Here is a 17,986-nt window from a genome sequence, read left to right as displayed (position 1 = left end):
TGGGAAATCTCCGTGTCACACAGACGGTAAGGCTTCCGGTTGATGGAAGGTCAACACACCGGCGGAATTCTTACATGCCACCACCGCAACCGTCTGACAGGTCCCAAACGTCGACGATCTGCCTGCCGGTGAAGCCGTGCTCGTGGATCAGGTATTTAGCCAGTCCGCCATACGTCTTCCAACGCCAGCATTGGCAGCAGCATGGCCCTTTCTCTTCGGAATTGGCCATCGCGTAGTCATAGGCCTTCTGTTCGTCTCCGGTGAATTTCGTGTCGTAGTAATGGATCATCTTCTGCGCGATGCCCGCCGGAATGTCGTAGGGATCGGCCGGGATCATCGCGATGGCGCGGTATTTGGTCAGGCCGTTCACCTGCTCGACATAGCGCTTCATTTCCATCGGACTGCAACATGAGCCCGTGATCCGCGACATCGCCGGCATGGTCGCGATCGATTCCGTGAACTTGGCCGAGCAGGTGCTGTTGCCGTTCTGGCTAAGATCTTTGAAACGCTTGGCCAATTCCGGATCGTCGGCAGCGATTGCCAAACCCGAATCCTTGAAAAGTCCCGCAACCATCGCGGCGCCGAAGACACCGCTCAGAACGACCATTCGTCTGTTTGGGCACATTGTTCGGATCATGGCGAACCTCCGTTCTCGGCTCTCAGCCGATTCGTGTGAAAACTGGAAATTGCTCAAGCAGCCAGAACGAGAATGTCGACATCTGCCCTGTGATCATGGCGAGCCCCATGGCGACCATGATTACGCCTGCGGCTGGCTGCAGAACCCGGCCCGCCTGTCGCATCGCCTTCAGCCGCCGCGCCAGGCTGTCTGTGAACAGTGCGGCAAGCAGAAACGGAACGCCAAGGCCAAGCGAGTAGATCGCAAGCAGGGCAACGCCGTTGGCGACGGTGGCAGACGCCGCGCCAACGGTCAGGATCGAGCCGAGGATCGGACCGATGCAGGGCGTCCAGCCGAAAGCGAAGGCCAGGCCAAGAGCGTAGGCAGAAGTCGCCCCTCCACCCGGAACGGTCGCATGAAACCGCGCCTCGCGCATCATCCAGCCCGGGCGAATGAGCCCGATGAGAAAGAGGCCGAACAGCATAACAACGCCGCCGCCGACAAAATTCAGTTCAACGCGGTAGCTGAGCAGCAGCCGCCCCAACGCGGTGGCACTCGCGCCCAGCACGATGAAGACCGTCGAGAATCCGAGCACAAAGCACAAGCTCAGACCGACGGTCGACAAACGGGACGCTGTTGTCCGATTTGCCGGCGCATCAGTCGTCGTTCTGCCTGCAACATACGACATGTAACCCGGCACCAGCGGCAGAACGCACGGCGAAAGAAACGAGACGATGCCCGCCGCAAAGGCGGCAAGAACGCTGATGTTGGATATCTCGGGCATCGCTCAGCGCCTCGACCACGGGCTCATTTGCCGGCCCTTGCTTGTCGGATCAATTTCTTCAAGGTTTCAAGATCCGTCGCGCCCGGGAAAATCTGATCGCCAACGACGAAGCCTGGCGTTCCCGTTATCCTCAGCGCCTGGGCCAGTTCCGTGTTGCGGTCGATCGATGCCTGGATGTCCGACTGCTGCATGTCGGTCTTCATGCGAATGACGTCGAGCCCGGCCTCGGCGGCGATCTTGAGCACGACCGCCTCTGTCACCCTTGTCCTGGATCCAAAGAGCGCCTTGTGGAACGCCCCATATTTGCCTTGCCGTTCCGACGCGAGCGCCGCTTTGGCCGCGAACATCGAATCCGGACCCAGGATGGGAAACTCCTTGTAGACGATTTTGAGCTGCGGATCGTCGGCGGCGGCCTGGTCCATGACCGGCGCCATCTGCCGGCAATAGGGGCAATTGTAGTCGAAGAATTCGACCAAGGTGACGTCGCCCTGCGCGTTGCCGCCAACGGGGCTTTGCTTGTCGCGGAAGATATCGTCAGCGCGCGACACCAGCACCTGCTTTGCCTGGGCTGCCTCTGCTTCACGCTGGCGCTCGTCCAGGCTTTGCAGCGCCTGCATCAGAACCTCAGGGTGTGCCAGGATATAATCATGGATCCGCTGGTCGAACTGGTCCTGGGACATTTCGCCGGCGGCGAACGCGGGTCGCTGCGCCCCCGGAAAGCTGGGATTGAGCATGAACCATCCTGCCAGTGCGGCAAGCAGGAGCGTACGGGCCAGCCAGCCATATCGATGTGCCTGTCCGGTGATCATATGCGTTGTCTCCTTGGAGGGGGGATTGGTGCATTGTCCTAGGTTCCGCCGCCGAGCAGCATGCGCAGCCGTTTTGCAATGTCCGACGGGCCAGCGGTTGGAAGGAGGGACGACGAATAGGACCCATCGGGCCGGACGACACGGACGGTCGCGGTATGGTCCATGGAGTAGTCGTCGCCAATCACGCGCTTCGCGTAATAAATGCGATAAGCCTTTGCCGCGCTCGCGATCTGGTCCGCGCTGCCGGACAGGCCCAGAATTCGAGAATCAAAGGCGCTGGTATAGTCGACGAGCACCGGCTGGGTATCGCGCTCCGGGTCGACCGTGATGAAGAGCGGTTGGACACCCTTTGCGAGCGGCCCGAGCTGACTCATCGCCTCAGCGATGTTGCTGAGCGTTGTCGGACAGACATCCGGACAGTGCGTGTAACCGAAGAAGATCAGCAGCCACTTACCGCGGAAATCCCGATCCGAGACCCCGCGCCTTGTTGCAGCATTGACCAGTTGGAACGGCCCCCCAATTATTGGGCCCTGGCGCCGATGCAGCCAGACGACCGAGGTGACGGCAACAGCCAGCAACAGCACTGCGATGATTGGGCCCCAGGGGCGCCGCATCGAGACCGGTTGCAGACCTGCCTGAACCGAGCTGGACATGTCAGTTGCCGCTGCCGGCCTGAGTGCCGGGATCGCCCGTTGCACCGATCCCCAACACGCGGGCATCCACTTCGACTGCGTCGGCGTTCTCGAACGTCAGGGTGAGCGGCACGGTCTCACCCTCCTTGAGCTGGTGCTTCAGCCCAAGCAGCATCATGTGGATGCCGCCAGGCTTGAAGACCACCGGGACACCGGGATGGAGTTCGATCGCCAAAAGCCGGGTCATCTTCGCCACACCGTTGTCAATCGCCATGGCGTGAAACTGGATTTTTTCGGCATCGGGACTCGTCACGTCCAGCAGGCGATCTTCACCAGGTCCGCGATTTGTCACCGTCAGATAGCCGCCGCCGGTCACCGCCATCTTGGGCGTCGCCCGCGCCCATGCCTTTTCGACCACGATCTGGTTCGACCCCGCCAGAGCACTCTCGACGTCCAGCAGGCCAAGGGTCAACAGGAAAGCTGCATAAATGGTTCTCACTGTTTCACTCCTAAGTTGGACGATCAGCGATCAGCTTGGCGATCTTGTCGGCCATCTGTTCGCCGGGCGTAGTACCCTCGATCACGTCAGCGAATTTGCCGTCCGGGTCCATGAGATAGAAATATGCGCTGTGGTCGACGGTGTAGTTGTCGCCCTGCTCTTTGTGCAGCTGGTAAAACGCACGATAGGCTTTGGCTGCGGCATCGATTTGTGCCCGCGTGCCCGAGAGCCCGACAATGCGGTGGTCGAAGGACTCGAGGAACGCCGACATCACCTGGCTCGTGTCGCGGTCGGGATCCACGGTGATGAACAGCGGCTGAATTTTCCCGGCGTCTTTCCCAAGCTTCTCAAGTGTCACGCTCATGTTGCTGAGCGCGGTCGGGCAAGCGTCGGGGCAAGATGTGTAGCCGAAAAAGATGGCGAGCCATTTTCCGCGATAAGTCTGGTCGGTCACCGTCTTGCCGTCCGTCGTCGTCAGGATGAAAGGGCCGCCGATATCCGGAGTACCGGTCGATCCGCCCCTCCAGGATATCGCGGCCCCCGGAGGCGGCCGGACGATCATCAGCGTGGCCAGCGCAGCGATGTCGAAGGCGGCGAGAACAGCGAAAAGCGCGAAGATCCATTTGATGCGGCGGGTCATTTCGCGCTCCCACCGGCTGGCAGGCCCATATGTTCGCGAAGCAAATCGATGCTGGCCGGACTGTCCCATTCGGCCGGGCCGATCTTCCTCCCGATCTCCTGGCCCTGTTCGTTGAGAAGCAGGGTCGTTGGCAGGCCCGGGGCTCCAACGAGACCCAGGGCAGCGCCCGATTGATCGGCATAGATGCCGAGCGATTTCAGCCCAAGCTCCTGGTAGAATTGCCTGACGACAGGAATGCCGCGATTGTCGATCGACAGCGTCAGAATGAGAAACCGTGACGGATCGAACTTCGCCTGCAAGCGGTCGAGCGACGGCATTTCCTTGCGGCAGGGTACGCACCAGGTCGCCCAGATATTGAGGAGCACGGGACGGCCGCGAAAATCATGCAGCGAGAGTGCTTTGCCGTCCCCGTCGACGAACCGGATGTCGGGCAGGTCGGCGGGGTGATCCCGGAATAAGAACTGCAAGTCTTCTGCGGACCTTATTCCAGCTTCGGATTGAGCACCGGTTGCGTCCTGGCGCGAAAACGCCAGGTAGAGTTCATAGGACAGGGCTGCTGCAAGGATCATCGCCAGAGCGAGCGACAGGCCAAGCACCAGCCTTTGAGCATGTTTCAGATGACGAAGCTCGGTCGCCTGGCCATCGTTGGGAGCGTCCGGAATCATATTAGCTCGTGTATCCGGGTTGCCGTCGCCAGGACCAGTGTTTGCGAACGCATGTTGGCTCCTTTCACCGAGCGCAGCAGCTTTTATCGGCCGAGCGAATTGGTCCGACCGAGGTAGAAGCGGCCGGATTCGCGGCTGCCGGGTCATCGAATGGAACTGCAAGCTGGAGTGGGCCCGTCTCATCGTCCGTGGTGCGGGCCGCTGATTGCGATCCACCCATCATCCGGTTCATGCACAGGCCAAGTGCGCACATGGCCACGCAAGGCAGGACGCTGAGCAGCACCGGCGCGATGCCGGCGGCAACCAACCACAAGGCCGGCGACAACAACGGCCGCACCGGCAGCGATCAGGCCCCGCCGTCCGCCAAGAGTGGAGCGGAGAGTGGATTGGAAGTCGCGGCCCGGTGAAGGCTGTGTGGCTCGGGTCAGGTCTGTGGTGGTCATCGCATTTCCTTTCTCAGTTGGCGGCGATGCGGCCGCGGATGATGTCGATCATGTCGGGCGCATCCCACTCGGCCGGGCCGATGAGGCGTCCGATTTCCTTTCCTTTGCGGTCGATCAGCAACGTCATCGGCAGGCCCACGGCGTCGAGCGCGAACATGGCCTTGGCCGAAGTGTCGATGTTAAGCGTCAGGTGTGTGACGCCGATCTCGGCGTAGAATTTCTTCACGACGTCCGGGCCCTTCCGGTCCATGGACAGTGCGACGACCTCGAAATCCGACCCGCCGAGTTTGGCCTGCAGCCGGTCGAGCGTCGGCATTTCTTTGCGGCAGGGCGCGCACCATGTCGCCCAGATGTTGAGCAGCACGACTTTGCCGGAGTAATCGGCGAGCGTTTTCGGTTGGCCGACGGCATCCATGAAACTGATCGCCGGCACCGCTGCCGGTGTGTCGAGAACGGCAAGATTCTGTGGCGCCTCCGTTGCCGCAGCGGGGTGCGCCACGGCGAGCACCGCGCCGAGGAGGGCAACGGCAAGCATCTTCATGGCTGATGCTCCTTGGCTTCGGCCCGCAGCCGCTCGACCAGCGGCAGGATCGTCTTCTGGAGGGTTTCTTCGCTCACCGCGCCGATGTGCTTGTAGGCGATGCGTCCGTCAGCACTCACCACGAAGGTCTCCGGCACGCCGTAGACGCCCCAGTCAATGGCGACGCGGCCGTTCAGGTCCGCGCCAGTGCGCGTGTAGGGATCGCCCATCGTGTCGAGCCACCGCGCGGCATCAATAGGCCGGTCCTTGTAGTCGAGTCCATGCAGCGGCACCGTTCCGCTTGCTTCCAGTTGCATGAACACGGGATGCTCCTTGCGGCAGGCCAGACACCAGGACGCGAAGACGTTGACCAGCGAGACCTCGCCGTGGAGGTCGCCCGTCGACAGGCCAAGCGTGCGGCCCTGGACCGGCGGCAGGCTGAATGCCGGCACGGGCTTGCCAATCAGCGCCGATGGAATCTCCGACGCGTTGCGGGTGAGCCCCCAGGCGAGCAGGACCGCCATGCCGGCGAAAGTCACCGCCGGCAGGAAGACAGCAAGCCGTCGCAGCGTGGGGCGGCCGATGGCCGGTGCTCCCGGATCGGACTGCACCATGTCACCGCTGGTCATGATGCGCCCCTCCGATTAAGGTTTGACGACCCCACAGCAAGTATTTTCCGAGCGCCGCAATGGCGAGCAGCAGGACCAACAGCACAAGAAACCCGGCAAAGGACAGGAACGTCATGGCGAGCCATGTTGGGGCAGGGCAATCCGACATATCGGCAGACATCGCAGTTGCCTTCAGTCCGTTGCGTAAACGGTGGGCGCCTTGCCGTCCTTGGTGAAGGCGTAGACGATGAAGGGGCCGGCCTTCTCGCCACCCATGCCGGGTGCACCGGTCGGCATGCCGGCCAGCGTAATGCCGGTGATGGCCGGCCGTTCGGTCAACAGCTTCTTGACAATGTCGACCGGCACCAGGCCGTCGACGACATAGCCGTCGACCATGAGCGTGTGGCAGCCTTCAAGGTCGGCCGGCACGCCCGCATCGCTGCTGATCTGCGACAAATTGTTGACCGGCTTGATGTCGACCTTGAAGCCGTTGTGCTCCAAATACCTGGCATAAGATTCGCAGCAACTGCATTGCGGGTTCTTGTACATCACCGCGCTGATGGTCGCCGCAACAGCAGGCAACGGCATAGCGATCGCGACCGCGAAGGCGGCGAGAGTAGGTCAGTTTCATGGCAGTTCTCCTTGATGAAACGGGGTCGTTGTCGGCCGTCACTCGGTCGCGTAGACGGTCGGCGCCTTGCCATCCTTGGTGAAGGCGTAAATCGTCCAGGTCTCGGTCTTCTCGCCGCCCATTCCAGGCGAACCCATCGGCATGCCAGCCAAGGCAATACCGGTGATGGCTGGGCGCTCAGTCAGCATCTTTTTGATCAGATCCACCGGCACGAAACCGTCGACGACATAGTCGCCGACGACCACTGAATGGCAGCCCTGCAATTGCGGGGGAACGCCAAGTCCGGCGCTGATCTGGTGCAGATCGTTGGAGGGCTTTAGTTCAACCTTGAAGCCGTTCTTTTCGAGATAGGCCGCGTAGGTCTCGCAGCAGCTGCAGCTCGGGTTCTTATACATTACGGCGTTGATCGTTGCCGCGAACGCAGGCAAGGGAGTTGCGATCAGGACGGCAAGGGCGGCGAGGCGGTAGGTCAGTTTCATATCATTCTCCTTCGGGTAGTGGTTCAAATTCAATTCACGCGGAACACTGTCATCAGGCCGGCCATCTGGTGGTCGGCGACATGGCAGTGCAGCATCCAGTCGCCGGGATTGTCGGCGACGAAGGCGCATTCGATCGTGTCCTTGGGGGCCAGCAGCACGGTGTCCTGCCATTGCCGGTGCGGCACCGGCGCGCCGTTGCGCGAAAGCACCAGCATGCTGAAGCCATGGACATGCATGGGATGCCACCAGGCGGTTTCATTGCGCATGGTGAGATGACAGGTTGCGCCGCGCGGCAAGGTGAACTGCGGGGCCATGCCGGCGTGGCCGTCGCCGGTCATCGACATGCCGTTGATCGCCCACGCGGCGCCACCGTTCATGCCCGGCATCCCCATGCCCATCATGCCACCGATGCCGGCGAGCTTGCCGCCGCCCATCATGCCGCCCTGCAGGACGATCTCCTGGCGCACGGCATTCGCCAGGTCCGGCAAGGGCAGCGGATTGCGCTGCAGACCGACGGGCGCGTCGAGCGGATGCGCCCGGAGCGGAGACACCTTGTCATAGGCAAGATTGGTCAGCGTATAGGCAAGCCCATCATAAAAGTCGTCAATTACGGCATGCCGGCTGCCAGGATCGCCCTGCATGTCGAGCACGACGTCGATGCGCATGGCCGGCGCCAGGATCAGGCGGCCACCCTCCGGCTCATGCGGGTCACAGGGCTGGCCGTCGATCGCCACGACGACTGGGCGGTGGCCTTCGAAGCGCAGCGCCATGATGCGGGCGAGCGAGGCATTGGCGAGCCGCAGTCTGACGCGCTCGCCCGCCTTCACGCTCAGGTCGGCCGGTGGCGCGTCCGTTGATAGTGACGACATTGCCGACGCGGCCGGACATTGCCGCATCCATAGCACTGCCGAAGCCGGCGGCGATCTGCCCGTCGGCGGCAAGCCGCCAGTCCTGCAGCAGCCACATAAGGTCGTGGTCGACAGTGATCGGCTCGGCCTCGTCGATGATCAGGGCGCCGGCAAGGCCGCGGCCGAGCTGCACGAGGCCGTCAGCATGCGGGTGATACCAGAAGGTGCCGGCGTCGGGCGGCGTGAACTCGTAGGTGAAATTTCCGCCCGGCCTGATCGGCTTCTGGGTCAGGCCGGGCACCCCGTCCATGGCGTTTGGCAGGCGGATGCCGTGCCAATGGACGGTGGTGTCCTCGTCAAGCGTGTTCTCGACGGTGATGCGCACCGGCTCGCCCTGCCGCAGGCGCAGTGTGGGGCCGGGGATGGTGCCGTCATAGGCCCAGACAGCGGCAGCCGGCCCGTCCGCGCCGCCGAATCGCGCCTGACCCGGCGCGACCTTGATCTGGCGTTCGTCCACGGCGGAGGCGCGGGCGGGACGCAGCGAAGCGGACACGGCAGCACCCGCCGCCGCAACGAGAAATCCGCGGCGCGAGACAGCAAAACTGAAATCGGTATTCACTTGAACCCTTTTGGACCGCGAGACCGATGGCGCGAAGCGGCCTCGGTTTTCGCCATTGCGATATGCGAATTGATCTCGGCACGACGACGCGCGCAAAGACGATCAGACGCGCAAGCATCCTGCCTGGGGCAGGAGATGCGGCGTCAGATCAGGTCGCTGGGTCTTGGAGGGGTTGGGTCAGGTAGGGAACTTCGCCCGTGCAGCAATGGGGTCGGCAGCGCCGACGGTTGCGATACAAGCGGAGCCACTGTCATGGCGAGGTCTTGTGGCAGTATCGCCAGCACTGGTACGATACAGGTCGGCGGACAGTGCATCGGGTTGCCGCTGTCGGCTGCGCCTTTTAGACAGGCATGGCAATCGCCGTCCGTTGCGGTTCCCATATCGGCCATTCCGATCATGCCGGCGTCCGCAGGCATGGTCATGCCGGTGGTAATCGTCATCTTCGCAGACATCACGCTCGCCTGAGCGGCGGACAGGCTAAACCCGGCGGTCAGGAGGACCGCGAGCAGCAATGCGAAGATGTGTTTTGTCGACAGCCGGGCCATAATGCGCTCAGGCTGACCGGAAAGTACGGCTTTGGCAAGTCCCCGATGTTGCGACATCGAGGCTATCGGGAGCTAAGCGGGTCACTGGGGCAACGCCCCGTGGCCTCATTGTGTGAGTTTGCAGTCGGTGTTTCTGTCGAGTGGTCAACTGCTATTTGTGGCTCTCGAAGAGCGCCAGAGCGATGATGACACCCATTGCCAGCCGGAGGCAGACGTAGTTTGGCGCACGAGGCAAAATCGACCGACAGAGTGAATCATGGAAAGCGAAAGCATAACCATCTTCCTGGGAATCCCCATTCCGTCCAGCGAGCCAGTCTTTCTGGCTGTTGTCGGCGTCCATGTTCTGTTCGGGCTTGCCGCAGTGATCACCGGCGCTGTGGCGATGCTCAGTCAAAAGGCGCGCGGCCGGCACTCGAATTTCGGGGTCATTTACTTTTGGTGCCTGTTCGGCGTGTTCGTCACCGTGAGCGCTCTGTCGCTGATGCGTTGGGCGGAAAATCACCACCTGTTCGCGCTAGGGGCTGTTTCTTTCGTGTCCGCCTGTTTCGGACGCACCGCCGCCCGGCGGCGCTGGCGCCAATGGCCCAGGCTGCATCTCACGGGCATGGGCACGTCCTACATCGTGATGCTTACCGCATTCTACGTCGATAACGGCAGGAACCTGCCCCTATGGAAGGAGCTTCCGGATATTGCGTTTTGGGTCCTGCCTGGCGCGGTCGGAATGCCGATAATCCTCTATACCTTGTTTCGACACCCGCTGGTTCTGGACTTCGATCGCTCACGAGCAGCTATCGTCAGGTCCGCAAATTCCGACTGAGACACGACCGCCGTTCAGCGGCTGATACGTTCTGACGCTTCGGGCAACGGCAGTGATAACCGCCAACGCGTCGGCGGTACCGTCGGCTTCGCCTTTCTCAAAATCACCTTCGGTCTGGCCCATCTGGTTTGTTACATGGACAAAGCAAATCACGTCCTTGTGACGCGCCGACGCAAAGGAATAGAGGGCCGCCGCTTCCATCTCCACGGCAGCAATGCCCTGCGCTCTCCGGGCTTCAATCGCCCGCTCAGTTCGCGAAAGGGGGCATCGGTGGTCCAACTCGCTCCTGTATGAATGGGCTCAGGCAAATTCGAAAGGTATGGGCGTATCCGCGCTATGAGGTCCGGATTGGCTTCGGCGAATTCAGCCGGCGCCAAGTAGTGGTGGCTGGTGCCCTCGTCGCGAACGGCGCGGTCAATCAACACAAAATACGGTGGTGGCCCGAGCGGCGTTATTTGCCCCGCCGAGGTGATGCTGATCAGCAAGTGGCATCCCGAGGCAAACAGCTGTTCGGCGACCAGCACTGCGACGAGGAGCCGACTGCACAGCCGATGACACCAAGCCTCTGGCCATCCAGCTCGAACTCGTCAAGCACGGTATGATAGCAGGCCCAGCCCGCCGAGGGGCGGGAGCCGCCATCTTTCCGCAAGCGGCGCACGATGTCGCCATCCGGGTCAAGCACGCAAAGGGCAGGCACGGGCAGGAGGGGCAGGCCTTTCTGCCGCCGCGCCTCACGCAGCATGTTTTCAACCTGAAACACGGACTCGGCCGAATAGTCCTTCAGCTCAAGCAGCGGCGACTGCGGAATTGGCGGCGTCATGTTGTTCGTCCAAAAATCTTTGGATGCCGGGCCACTTCAGGCCGCTGCCTCAACTGGAAGGCCTGCAGCCTTCCATTCGGGATAGCCGTCCTCGAGCCGGTGAACAGCATACCCTCGCATCCGCAATGCCGCGACAGCCTCGAAGGACAGAACGCAATAAGGACCACGGCAATACGCGATGACCTCCCGGTCCGCTGGAAGCTCCGCCAGCCGGCGTTCAAGTTCAGCAAGCGGGATGTTGAGCGCCCCCGGAAGATGTCCCAGGGCAAATTCGTCTTCCGACCGGACGTCGAGAACCGTGACAAGGCCGTCATGTAGCATTGAGACCAGATCTTCGCGCGATACAGGCTCCAGTGCGTCGCGTGCGTGGAAATAGTCGGTCATGACGCGGTTGACCTCGGCGACGTTCCGCTCGCCTACGTGCCCCAGCGCCTGCATCAATTCGACCACCTGGACATCCCCGGCAAGACGATAGAGCACATGCTTGCCGTGCCGCTGCGCTTCGACAAGTCGCGCGCGTCGAAGGATTTGAAGGTGGCGTGAGGCGTTGGCAAAGTTGAGACCAGCCCGTGCCGCAAGTCCCTCGACGCTGCGTTCGCCCTGGGCGAGGTGCTCAAGCAATTCCAGCCGGTGTGCATGCCCGAGAGCTTGAGCCACTTCGGCAAGGCTGGCGAAGATCGCCTGTTTTGGCCCGATGCTTGACATGCAACCTTCTCGATGAAACATTCAGCAGAATAATTGAATGTTATATCAAGCGAGGTAGGGAGCGCAAGCCATGATCCTCCGTCAATTCCTCCATTCCGATCCTGTCGCTGCATCCTACCTGTTCGGCTGCGGGGGAAAGTCGGCGGCGGCGGTGGTCGATCCGGTTGGCGACATCGCGCCTTATCTCAAGGTTGCCGAGGCAACCGGCATGCGCATCCTCTACGTGGTCGACACGCATATTCATGCCGACCACATTTCCGCCGGGCGGGCGCTCGCCGCGGCTTCCGGCGCGCAGTACGTGCTGTTCGAAGGCGCGGAAGCCGGGTTCCCGTTTCTGCGCGCCAAGGACGGCGACGTGCTCGAACTTGGCAACGTGACCATCACCGTCATGCACACGCCCGGGCACACGCCGGAGCACATCTCGCTCCTGGTCACCGACAGGACACGCGCGGCTGAGCCATGGTTCGTGCTGACAGGCCACACGCTCATGGTTGGCGATCTCGGACGAACCGAACTTGCAACCAGCGCCGAGGCCGGCGCGCGGACGCTGTTTTCCAGCGTGCGGCGTCTCAAGCAACTGCCAGATCACGTCGAGGTGCTGCCTGGCGCCTTTTCCGGCTCGGTCTGCGGGCGCTCACTCAGCGGCAAGCCGACATCGACGATTGGCTTCGAGAGGCGCTTCAACAAGGCGTTCCGCATCGAAGACGAGGAGGCTTTCGTCGCTACGATGATCGCAGACATACCGCCCCCGCCGCCGGAAGCGGCGCGCAACCGCGCCGCCAATGCCGGTTTGGCCGCCGCTGCGGCCTGACCGATGAGCGACGCGACATCGGTTTCGCAGTCAGCAGGTTCGACTGTCAGGCTTGGGCTCAAGGAAAACTGGCGGCAGTTTGCTCTCCTGATGCTGGTGAATGCCTTTGTCGGGGGCATGGTCGGGATCGAGCGAACGGTCGTGCCGCTCATCGGGTCGGAAGAGTTCGGTATTACCTCAACGACGCTCATCGTCTCCTTCATCGTCAGCTTCGGCGTGGTCAAGGCGCTTGCCAATCTCGTCTCCGGCCAACTCGCGGATAGCTGGGGGCGCAAGCGTGTTCTCGTCCTCGGCTGGCTTGTCGGCTTGCCGGTTCCGTTCATGATCATCTGGGCCCCAAGCTGGGGATGGGTGATTGCGGCCAATGCACTGCTCGGCATCAATCAGGGACTCGCCTGGTCGATGACGGTGATAATGAAGGTCGATCTCGTCGGTCCAAAGTCGCGTGGCCTCGCCGTTGGCCTCAATGAATTTGCCGGCTATCTTGCGGTCGGCGTGACGGCGTTCTTGACCGGCTATCTTGCTTCGCAATACGGATTGCGGCCGGTGCCGATCTATCTTGGGATCGGCTATGCCGTCATCGGCACCGTGTTGTCGGTGCTGCTCATCCGCGACACGCGCGACCACCTCCGGCTTGAGGTATCCGCTCACGCACAGAAATCCGCGCCGATCAGCTTCCGGGAGGTGATTGCGCTGACCTCGTTCCGGAATCGTAATCTGTTCGCCGCATCGCAAGCCGGCCTCGTCAACAACCTCAACGACGGCATGAGCTGGGGTATTTTCCCATTGTTCTTCGCGTCCTTCGGACTTGGCGTCGAGCGCATCGGAATCCTGAAAGCGATCTATCCCGCGACATGGGGAATCCTGCAGATCGTCACCGGCCCCTTGAGCGATCGCTGGGGTCGCAAGGGTCTGATCGTCGCCGGAATGTGGATCCAGGCGGGCGGCTTGTTTCTCACTGGTGCTACAAGCCGGTTCGAATGGTGGCTCGTCGGCAGTCTTCTGCTCGGCCTTGGAACGGCGATGGTCTATCCAAGTCTGATCGCGGCCGTTTCCGACGCCTCGCATCCAAGCTGGCGCGCCCGCTCGCTCAGCGTTTATCGATTCTGGCGGGATCTCGGCTACGCGATCGGCGCTCTCTCCGCAGGTCTCATCGCCGATCGCTTCGGGCTCTCATGGGCGATCACATCGATCGCCGCATTGACATTCTCTCTGGGGCCATCGTCGCACTCATCATGCGTGAGCGTTCGGGTGGCTTTCTTGATCTCGCGCAAGATACCGAGCCGCCAGGCGGAGTAAGATAACATGATGACTTGTGAAGGAAGCAATTCGCCAGCGTTGGTCATCACGGAGCAAGCTAATGGAAAGATTTCCGACCTAGAACTTCGCCGCGGCGATTGCGGCTCTGGTCCTCTTGCCTGGTCCAACATGGGCACAGGCGCCGGTAGACACGGATAGATACGCTTATGGTCCGCACATGATGTGGTGGGGTGGAGGCTGGTACGCCATGATTTTCGGTCCGCTGTTCATGATCCTGATGCTTGCAGTGCTGATCGCCGCCGTAGTCGTTCTCCTGCGTTGGATAGGCGGTCCATGGCAGGGAACAGTGCTCCCACATCACACGCCGCCGAACCGCCCATCGCTCGACATCCTCAAAGAACGCTTTGCGCGCGGGGAGACCGACAAGGACGAGTTCGAAGAGCGCCGACGCGTACTCGGTGAATAAGCCACCTTCGCCGAATGGTTGAAGATTGCGGAATAAACCTATCTAAAACCTAAATGCCAGCCAGTCGGTACCGGCGGCGAGCGTGATCAGCGTCAACGGCAGGCCGACCTTGAAGAAGGCGCCGAAACTGAGAGCCGTGCCGGCGCGCCGCGCCTGCTCGGCGACAATCAGGTTGGCGACCGAGCCCAGCAGCGTGAAATTGCCGGCCAGTGTCGAGCTCATCGCGACGACCAGCCAGGCGCGCTCGGGGTTTTCCAGCCCGGGTATGAACGGCCGCAGCGCCAGCACGGCCGGCACATTGCTCATGATGTTGGAGAGCACAGCGGTGAAGCCGGACAGGCGCCAGACATTGTCCAGCCCAAGGTTCTTGGCCGAGGCGATGATGTCTGGCGTCAGCAGCGTCCTTTCGGCGCCGGCAACCACCACGAACAGACCGGCGAACATGAACAGCAGCGGTCCATCGATCTCACGGTAGATGCGTTCCGGCTTGATGGCGCGGGTGAGCAGGAGAATGGCGCCGCCGATCAATGCTGCCTTGGCAACGGGAACGCCGGCGAAGAAGGCAATGGCCAGCCCGATGCAGACGATCACGGCCTTCAGCACCTGCCCGCGATGCATGCGGCCGCGCGAGACATGCGGCGTCAATTCGGCGGTGCGGGTGAATTCGGCGCGATAGACGATGCGCACGATGACGATGACCGCGACCAGGCCGAACAGCGCGACCGGCGCCAGCGCCGCCGAAAAGGCTGGATAGGAAATGCCCGACAGCGCGCCGATGACCATGTTCTGCGGATTGCCGGTGATGGTGGCGACGCTGCCGCAGTTCGACGCGGTGGCGGTGGCAATCAGATAGGGGATCGGGTTGCGGTTGATGACGCGGGTGACGTGGACGACGATCGGCGCCATGACCAGGCAGATGGCATCGTTGACCAGGAAGGCCGACAGCACGCCGGTCAGCAGCGTCACCATCACCAAGAGCATGAACGGCGCATGAGCATGTTCGATGGCGATGGCGCCAAGGCCACGAAAGGGCCGGAGACCTTCAGATGCGCGACCACGATCATCATGCCGAGCAGAAGCGTGATGGTGTCGAAATTGATCGCGCGGTAGGCATCCTCCATGCTGATCGCGCCGATGGCGATCATCGCGGCGCCGCCAAGCAGCGCAATCCCCGCCCGGTCGAGACGCAGGCCAGGTATCCTGCCGATGGCGACGCCGGCATAGGTCAGGATGAGGATCAGCAAGGCCGCCGCGCCCATCAATGTCATTTGGAGGACCTACCAGCAAACGACGGCGCTCCCGCTGCATTCTCCTCTTGGGCGGCGAATACGTTATGTGCATAGGCGTCCAGAATGCCTTCGCACTTGGTCAGCCATTCTCGCGCCACCTGGGCGAGGGGAGCGGTGTAAAAATCGTTCTTTTCGATCTTGGCGAACCATGTCTTGAACTTGGCGAACTCCTGCTCGTTTTCCTCTAACTCGGCGTAGGTGAAGTGCCGCACGCGGGTTTCTTCGGCGATCTCCTTTTCATAGGCTTCGCACTTGCTGATCAGTTCCTTGTATTCCTCGTCACGGTCGGCATTGAACCGTCGCACGATTTTTTCCTGCTGCTTGGGGTCGAGTCCTGCCGTGGTCATCAGCACGGCCTCGCCATCCATCTCGGCGATTTCGTTCTCCAGCATCTTCAGGCGGCGCAGATGGTCGTCGGACTTGGGCAGCAGGCACACGCCGCCCTGCATGTAAACCGCGCCCATGCCCTTTAGCTTGCGCCACACCGCAATGCGTTTGCGCGCCGGCTCCGGCGGAACCTTATACGTCAGCAACAGCCATTCGAGTGTTTTCATGGAACTCCTTGCATGTTACCATCGTAACATCGAAAATCAACGGACCGTCTGATGACACCGGGACTTCTGCATTTTTTAAGGCTACCCTTGCCAGCGTTGGCTCTTAATGACCAGCCCCGGCCGGAACATGACCAGCCCCGGCCGGAACCGGACGGCATTGGGACCACGCCCCGGCGTATCGTTCTGGGAATCGCGGCAATCCTCGCTGCCACCCTTCTCTTTGTCCGCGAGGCTGATCTCGCGGCCTATCCCGGCGGCAATTTGGTGCTGGGGGTCGGTATTTTCCTCGTGCTGATGCGCACGCTTCCCCATTGAAGGTGCGATCCGCATGAAACCGGCCTTTCTCAAACCGAGCCCCCTCTGGCGTCGTGCGGCTAAGACCCTGGTTGGCGCCGTCAGCGGGGTTGCCGCCGGGATGGCCTTGTGGGCGGGCTACGTCCAGCTCACCGGCAACATTCACGAGGTCGAGCCTGGCGTGCTCTACCGCTCGGCCCAACTCGCGCCCGAACGGCTCGACGGGCTGATTCAGGCGCATCACATCCGCACCGTGTTGAACCTGCGCGGCGCGTTCCCCGGCACGCCCTGGTATGAGGCGGAAGTGGCTACCGTCCGCGACGCCGGCGCGGAGATCATCAGTTTGCCGATGTCGGCCAACAGCCCGCCCGACGCCGCGCTGCTGGCGTCGCTCATGCACGCGCTGCGGACCGCACCTCGCCCGATCCTCATTCATTGCAATGCCGGCGCCGACCGCACCGGCCTAGCGGTTGCGCTGTTTGAATTGCTTGAAGAGGGCAAGCCGCCCGGTGAGGCCGACGATCAACTGTCGTTCCGCTACGGGCATTTCCCGTGGCTCACCAGCCGCACCGGCGCCATGGACCAGACGTTCTGGCAGGTGGCCGGCACCTTCAATTCCGCTCAATCCCTTCCCTCCACACAGGCAGAAAAGGCAACGCCATGATGTCATGGGCAACAATAGCCCCGGCCGTCACAGCGGCCTTTCTGGCTTCGCTGGTCGAAGCGGTTGAGGCCCTTACCATCGTCCTGGCGGTGGGCACCGTGCGCGGCTGGCGGCCGGCCTTGACCGGCACCGGCGCCGGACTGGCCTTGCTGGCGCTGCTCGTCGTAGCGCTCGGGCCGCTGCTTGACCGCGTGCCGCTGCATGCGCTGCAACTGATTATCGGCGTATTGCTACTGCTGTTCGGCTTGCGCTGGCTGCGCAAGGCGATCCTGCGCTCGGCCGGCATCATCGCGCTGCATGACGAAACCAAGGCGTTTGCCAAGGAAGAGGCCAGCCTGCGGGCCGCCCAAGGCCAGCACGAAACACAGCTCGACTGGATTGCCGGCATCACGGCGTTCAAGGCGGTGGTCCTGGAAGGGCTTGAAGTCGTGTTCATCGTCATTGCCGTGGGCGCTGGCAGGGGATTGCTGGTGCCCGCTGCAGCGGGTGCGCTGGCTGCCTGCCTACTTGTGCTTCTGATCGGCGTCATCGTTCACCGGCCGCTCGCCCGCGTACCGGAGAACACGCTCAAGTTCGGTGTCGGCGTTATGCTCTCGGCGTTTGGTGTGTTCTGGACAGGAGAAGGACTAGGGGTCGATTGGCCGGGGCAGGATCTGGCGATCCTGGCCTTTGCCGCTCTCTTTCTGGCGGCAGGCCTTGCAACCGTCAGGCTGGCGGCGCGTCCCGTTTTGGAGGCTTCGTCATGAACATCGTCTCGTTGATCCTACGCGAACTGTTCGGCATGTTTGTCGACGACGAATTTCTGGCACTGGCCGTGTTGACCGTTGTTGCCTTGGCTGCCGGGCTTTCGGTCTGGCTGGCGGCGCCGTCGCTCCTGGTCGGCGGGGTTCTGCTCATCGGTTGCGTAGCCGTAGTCGTGTCGAGCGCACTCAGGGCTAGCCGGAAGAGCGGGACATGAGTCCTTTTCA

22 protein-coding genes and 4 pseudogenes are annotated in these 17,986 nt (G+C 62.1%); 8 read left to right on the top strand and 18 right to left on the bottom strand.

Features of this window, described 5'->3' with window-relative positions; genetic code table 11:
* Nucleotides 1-70: 70 nt before the first annotated feature.
* The 14 genes and pseudogenes from AC0V8S_RS39560 to AC0V8S_RS39495 all read right to left on the bottom strand — a co-directional run bounded on the left by AC0V8S_RS39560 (nt 71) and on the right by AC0V8S_RS39495 (nt 9,395).
* Nucleotides 71-544, bottom strand: a complete 474-nt coding sequence (locus AC0V8S_RS39560; RefSeq protein ID WP_475439397.1) for a hypothetical protein — start codon at nt 542-544, stop codon at nt 71-73.
* 115 nt (nt 545-659) lie between these two features.
* Nucleotides 660-1,400 carry a cytochrome c biogenesis CcdA family protein gene (locus tag AC0V8S_RS39555; RefSeq protein WP_475439396.1) on the bottom strand — a complete coding sequence of 247 codons (741 nt, stop codon included), beginning with the start codon at nt 1,398-1,400 and terminating at the stop codon, nt 660-662.
* A 23-nt stretch (nt 1,401-1,423) separates the two neighbouring features.
* Nucleotides 1,424-2,209, bottom strand: a complete 786-nt coding sequence (locus AC0V8S_RS39550; RefSeq protein ID WP_475439395.1) for a DsbA family protein — start codon at nt 2,207-2,209, stop codon at nt 1,424-1,426.
* A gap of 38 nt (nt 2,210-2,247) precedes the next feature.
* Complete coding sequence (locus AC0V8S_RS39545; protein WP_475439394.1) at nt 2,248-2,862, bottom strand: SCO family protein; 615 nt, start codon at nt 2,860-2,862, stop codon at nt 2,248-2,250.
* A 1-nt stretch (nt 2,863) separates the two neighbouring features.
* On the bottom strand, nt 2,864-3,313 hold the full coding sequence (locus AC0V8S_RS39540) for a copper chaperone PCu(A)C (protein ID WP_475439393.1): 450 nt from the start codon (nt 3,311-3,313) through the stop codon (nt 2,864-2,866).
* A gap of 37 nt (nt 3,314-3,350) precedes the next feature.
* Nucleotides 3,351-3,980, bottom strand: coding sequence for an SCO family protein (locus AC0V8S_RS39535; RefSeq protein WP_475439392.1), 630 nt, complete (start codon nt 3,978-3,980; stop codon nt 3,351-3,353).
* Complete coding sequence (locus tag AC0V8S_RS39530; RefSeq protein WP_475439391.1) at nt 3,977-4,645, bottom strand: TlpA family protein disulfide reductase; 669 nt, start codon at nt 4,643-4,645, stop codon at nt 3,977-3,979. Before AC0V8S_RS39530 ends, AC0V8S_RS39535 begins: the two co-directional genes overlap by 4 nt.
* Nucleotides 4,646-5,101: 456 nt before the next feature.
* Nucleotides 5,102-5,629, bottom strand: a complete 528-nt coding sequence (locus AC0V8S_RS39525) for a TlpA disulfide reductase family protein (RefSeq protein ID WP_475439390.1) — start codon at nt 5,627-5,629, stop codon at nt 5,102-5,104.
* Nucleotides 5,626-6,237, bottom strand: coding sequence for a DsbE family thiol:disulfide interchange protein (locus AC0V8S_RS39520; RefSeq protein ID WP_475439389.1), 612 nt, complete (start codon nt 6,235-6,237; stop codon nt 5,626-5,628). The genes AC0V8S_RS39525 and AC0V8S_RS39520 overlap by 4 nt, the downstream gene beginning before the upstream one ends.
* Nucleotides 6,224-6,397 carry a hypothetical protein gene (locus AC0V8S_RS39515; RefSeq protein WP_475439388.1) on the bottom strand — a complete coding sequence of 58 codons (174 nt, stop codon included), beginning with the start codon at nt 6,395-6,397 and terminating at the stop codon, nt 6,224-6,226. The genes AC0V8S_RS39520 and AC0V8S_RS39515 overlap by 14 nt, the downstream gene beginning before the upstream one ends.
* An 11-nt stretch (nt 6,398-6,408) precedes the next feature.
* Nucleotides 6,409-6,804, bottom strand: coding sequence for a DUF411 domain-containing protein (locus tag AC0V8S_RS39510; protein WP_475439387.1), 396 nt, complete (start codon nt 6,802-6,804; stop codon nt 6,409-6,411).
* A gap of 81 nt (nt 6,805-6,885) precedes the next feature.
* Nucleotides 6,886-7,326, bottom strand: a complete 441-nt coding sequence (locus AC0V8S_RS39505; RefSeq protein WP_475439386.1) for a DUF411 domain-containing protein — start codon at nt 7,324-7,326, stop codon at nt 6,886-6,888.
* A gap of 29 nt (nt 7,327-7,355) precedes the next feature.
* Nucleotides 7,356-8,793, bottom strand: a pseudogene (locus AC0V8S_RS39500) (multicopper oxidase family protein).
* Nucleotides 8,794-8,936: 143 nt separating this feature from the next.
* Nucleotides 8,937-9,395 carry a hypothetical protein gene (locus tag AC0V8S_RS39495; protein ID WP_475439385.1) on the bottom strand — a complete coding sequence of 153 codons (459 nt, stop codon included), beginning with the start codon at nt 9,393-9,395 and terminating at the stop codon, nt 8,937-8,939.
* 199 nt (nt 9,396-9,594) lie between these two features.
* Between AC0V8S_RS39495 and AC0V8S_RS39490 the strand changes: the two genes are divergently transcribed.
* Nucleotides 9,595-10,155 (top strand): hypothetical protein, encoded by a 561-nt coding sequence (locus tag AC0V8S_RS39490; RefSeq protein ID WP_475439384.1) that lies wholly within the window; start codon nt 9,595-9,597, stop codon nt 10,153-10,155.
* Here the strand turns inward: AC0V8S_RS39490 and AC0V8S_RS39485 are convergent.
* Nucleotides 10,117-10,975, bottom strand: a pseudogene (locus tag AC0V8S_RS39485) (nucleoside phosphorylase). The gene AC0V8S_RS39490 and the pseudogene AC0V8S_RS39485 overlap by 39 nt on opposite strands.
* 36 nt (nt 10,976-11,011) lie before the next feature.
* The gene (locus AC0V8S_RS39480; RefSeq protein ID WP_475439383.1) at nt 11,012-11,680 is read right to left on the bottom strand and encodes an ArsR/SmtB family transcription factor; all 669 of its coding nucleotides are present in this window, start codon (nt 11,678-11,680) and stop codon (nt 11,012-11,014) included.
* 70 nt (nt 11,681-11,750) lie between these two features.
* Between AC0V8S_RS39480 and AC0V8S_RS39475 the strand changes: the two genes are divergently transcribed.
* The 3 genes and pseudogenes from AC0V8S_RS39475 (at nt 11,751) to AC0V8S_RS39465 (ending at nt 14,217) form a co-directional block, all read left to right on the top strand.
* Entirely contained in the window at nt 11,751-12,491 is a 741-nt protein-coding gene (locus AC0V8S_RS39475; protein WP_475439382.1) for an MBL fold metallo-hydrolase, read from the top strand.
* Nucleotides 12,492-12,494: 3 nt separating this feature from the next.
* Nucleotides 12,495-13,795, top strand: a pseudogene (locus AC0V8S_RS39470) (MFS transporter).
* Nucleotides 13,796-13,998: 203 nt separating this feature from the next.
* The gene (locus AC0V8S_RS39465) at nt 13,999-14,217 is read left to right on the top strand and encodes an SHOCT domain-containing protein (protein WP_475439381.1); all 219 of its coding nucleotides are present in this window, start codon (nt 13,999-14,001) and stop codon (nt 14,215-14,217) included.
* A 42-nt stretch (nt 14,218-14,259) separates the two neighbouring features.
* Here AC0V8S_RS39465 and AC0V8S_RS39460 read toward each other — a convergent pair.
* Both AC0V8S_RS39460 and AC0V8S_RS39455 read right to left on the bottom strand, forming a co-directional pair.
* Nucleotides 14,260-15,485, bottom strand: a pseudogene (locus AC0V8S_RS39460) (anion transporter).
* A complete protein-coding gene (locus AC0V8S_RS39455) occupies nt 15,482-16,060 on the bottom strand; it encodes a Chromate resistance protein ChrB (RefSeq protein WP_475439380.1) in 579 nt (192 codons plus the stop codon). Before AC0V8S_RS39455 ends, AC0V8S_RS39460 begins: the two are co-directional and overlap by 4 nt.
* A 51-nt stretch (nt 16,061-16,111) precedes the next feature.
* Between AC0V8S_RS39455 and AC0V8S_RS39450 the strand changes: the two genes are divergently transcribed.
* Genes AC0V8S_RS39450 through AC0V8S_RS39435 form a run of 4 tightly spaced genes read left to right on the top strand, consistent with a single transcriptional unit; the run spans nt 16,112 to nt 17,976 of the window.
* The gene (locus AC0V8S_RS39450; protein ID WP_475439379.1) at nt 16,112-16,375 is read left to right on the top strand and encodes a hypothetical protein; all 264 of its coding nucleotides are present in this window, start codon (nt 16,112-16,114) and stop codon (nt 16,373-16,375) included.
* A gap of 13 nt (nt 16,376-16,388) precedes the next feature.
* Nucleotides 16,389-17,018 carry a tyrosine-protein phosphatase gene (locus AC0V8S_RS39445; RefSeq protein ID WP_475439378.1) on the top strand — a complete coding sequence of 210 codons (630 nt, stop codon included), beginning with the start codon at nt 16,389-16,391 and terminating at the stop codon, nt 17,016-17,018.
* Complete coding sequence (locus AC0V8S_RS39440; protein WP_475439377.1) at nt 17,015-17,764, top strand: COG4280 domain-containing protein; 750 nt, start codon at nt 17,015-17,017, stop codon at nt 17,762-17,764. The genes AC0V8S_RS39445 and AC0V8S_RS39440 overlap by 4 nt, the downstream gene beginning before the upstream one ends.
* Complete coding sequence (locus AC0V8S_RS39435; RefSeq protein WP_475439376.1) at nt 17,761-17,976, top strand: hypothetical protein; 216 nt, start codon at nt 17,761-17,763, stop codon at nt 17,974-17,976. The genes AC0V8S_RS39440 and AC0V8S_RS39435 overlap by 4 nt, the downstream gene beginning before the upstream one ends.
* Nucleotides 17,977-17,986: the final 10 nt, after the last annotated feature.

It is taken from the genome of Mesorhizobium oxytropidicola, from assembly GCF_056174625.1.
Note: the sequence above shows the minus strand (reverse complement) of the source record. Positions and strands in the feature narration are given on the sequence as shown.

What these genes read in the sequence shown, in the direction of transcription:
- AC0V8S_RS39555 (WP_475439396.1), bottom strand. Translation starts at nt 1,400, where the DNA reads ATGCCCGAGATATCCAACATCAGCGTTCTTGCCGCCTTTGCGGCGGGC.
- AC0V8S_RS39550 (WP_475439395.1), bottom strand. Translation starts at nt 2,209, where the DNA reads ATGATCACCGGACAGGCACATCGATATGGCTGGCTGGCCCGTACGCTC.
- AC0V8S_RS39545 (WP_475439394.1), bottom strand. Translation starts at nt 2,862, where the DNA reads ATGTCCAGCTCGGTTCAGGCAGGTCTGCAACCGGTCTCGATGCGGCGC.
- AC0V8S_RS39535 (WP_475439392.1), bottom strand. Translation starts at nt 3,980, where the DNA reads ATGACCCGCCGCATCAAATGGATCTTCGCGCTTTTCGCTGTTCTCGCC.
- AC0V8S_RS39530 (WP_475439391.1), bottom strand. Translation starts at nt 4,645, where the DNA reads ATGATTCCGGACGCTCCCAACGATGGCCAGGCGACCGAGCTTCGTCAT.
- AC0V8S_RS39525 (WP_475439390.1), bottom strand. Translation starts at nt 5,629, where the DNA reads ATGAAGATGCTTGCCGTTGCCCTCCTCGGCGCGGTGCTCGCCGTGGCG.
- AC0V8S_RS39520 (WP_475439389.1), bottom strand. Translation starts at nt 6,237, where the DNA reads ATGACCAGCGGTGACATGGTGCAGTCCGATCCGGGAGCACCGGCCATC.
- AC0V8S_RS39515 (WP_475439388.1), bottom strand. Translation starts at nt 6,397, where the DNA reads ATGTCTGCCGATATGTCGGATTGCCCTGCCCCAACATGGCTCGCCATG.
- AC0V8S_RS39510 (WP_475439387.1), bottom strand. Translation starts at nt 6,804, where the DNA reads ATGCCGTTGCCTGCTGTTGCGGCGACCATCAGCGCGGTGATGTACAAG.
- AC0V8S_RS39505 (WP_475439386.1), bottom strand. Translation starts at nt 7,326, where the DNA reads ATGAAACTGACCTACCGCCTCGCCGCCCTTGCCGTCCTGATCGCAACT.
- AC0V8S_RS39495 (WP_475439385.1), bottom strand. Translation starts at nt 9,395, where the DNA reads ATGTCGCAACATCGGGGACTTGCCAAAGCCGTACTTTCCGGTCAGCCT.
- AC0V8S_RS39490 (WP_475439384.1), top strand. Translation starts at nt 9,595, where the DNA reads ATGGAAAGCGAAAGCATAACCATCTTCCTGGGAATCCCCATTCCGTCC.
- AC0V8S_RS39480 (WP_475439383.1), bottom strand. Translation starts at nt 11,680, where the DNA reads ATGTCAAGCATCGGGCCAAAACAGGCGATCTTCGCCAGCCTTGCCGAA.
- AC0V8S_RS39475 (WP_475439382.1), top strand. Translation starts at nt 11,751, where the DNA reads ATGATCCTCCGTCAATTCCTCCATTCCGATCCTGTCGCTGCATCCTAC.
- AC0V8S_RS39465 (WP_475439381.1), top strand. Translation starts at nt 13,999, where the DNA reads ATGATTTTCGGTCCGCTGTTCATGATCCTGATGCTTGCAGTGCTGATC.
- AC0V8S_RS39455 (WP_475439380.1), bottom strand. Translation starts at nt 16,060, where the DNA reads ATGAAAACACTCGAATGGCTGTTGCTGACGTATAAGGTTCCGCCGGAG.
- AC0V8S_RS39450 (WP_475439379.1), top strand. Translation starts at nt 16,112, where the DNA reads ATGACACCGGGACTTCTGCATTTTTTAAGGCTACCCTTGCCAGCGTTG.
- AC0V8S_RS39445 (WP_475439378.1), top strand. Translation starts at nt 16,389, where the DNA reads ATGAAACCGGCCTTTCTCAAACCGAGCCCCCTCTGGCGTCGTGCGGCT.
- AC0V8S_RS39440 (WP_475439377.1), top strand. Translation starts at nt 17,015, where the DNA reads ATGATGTCATGGGCAACAATAGCCCCGGCCGTCACAGCGGCCTTTCTG.
- AC0V8S_RS39435 (WP_475439376.1), top strand. Translation starts at nt 17,761, where the DNA reads ATGAACATCGTCTCGTTGATCCTACGCGAACTGTTCGGCATGTTTGTC.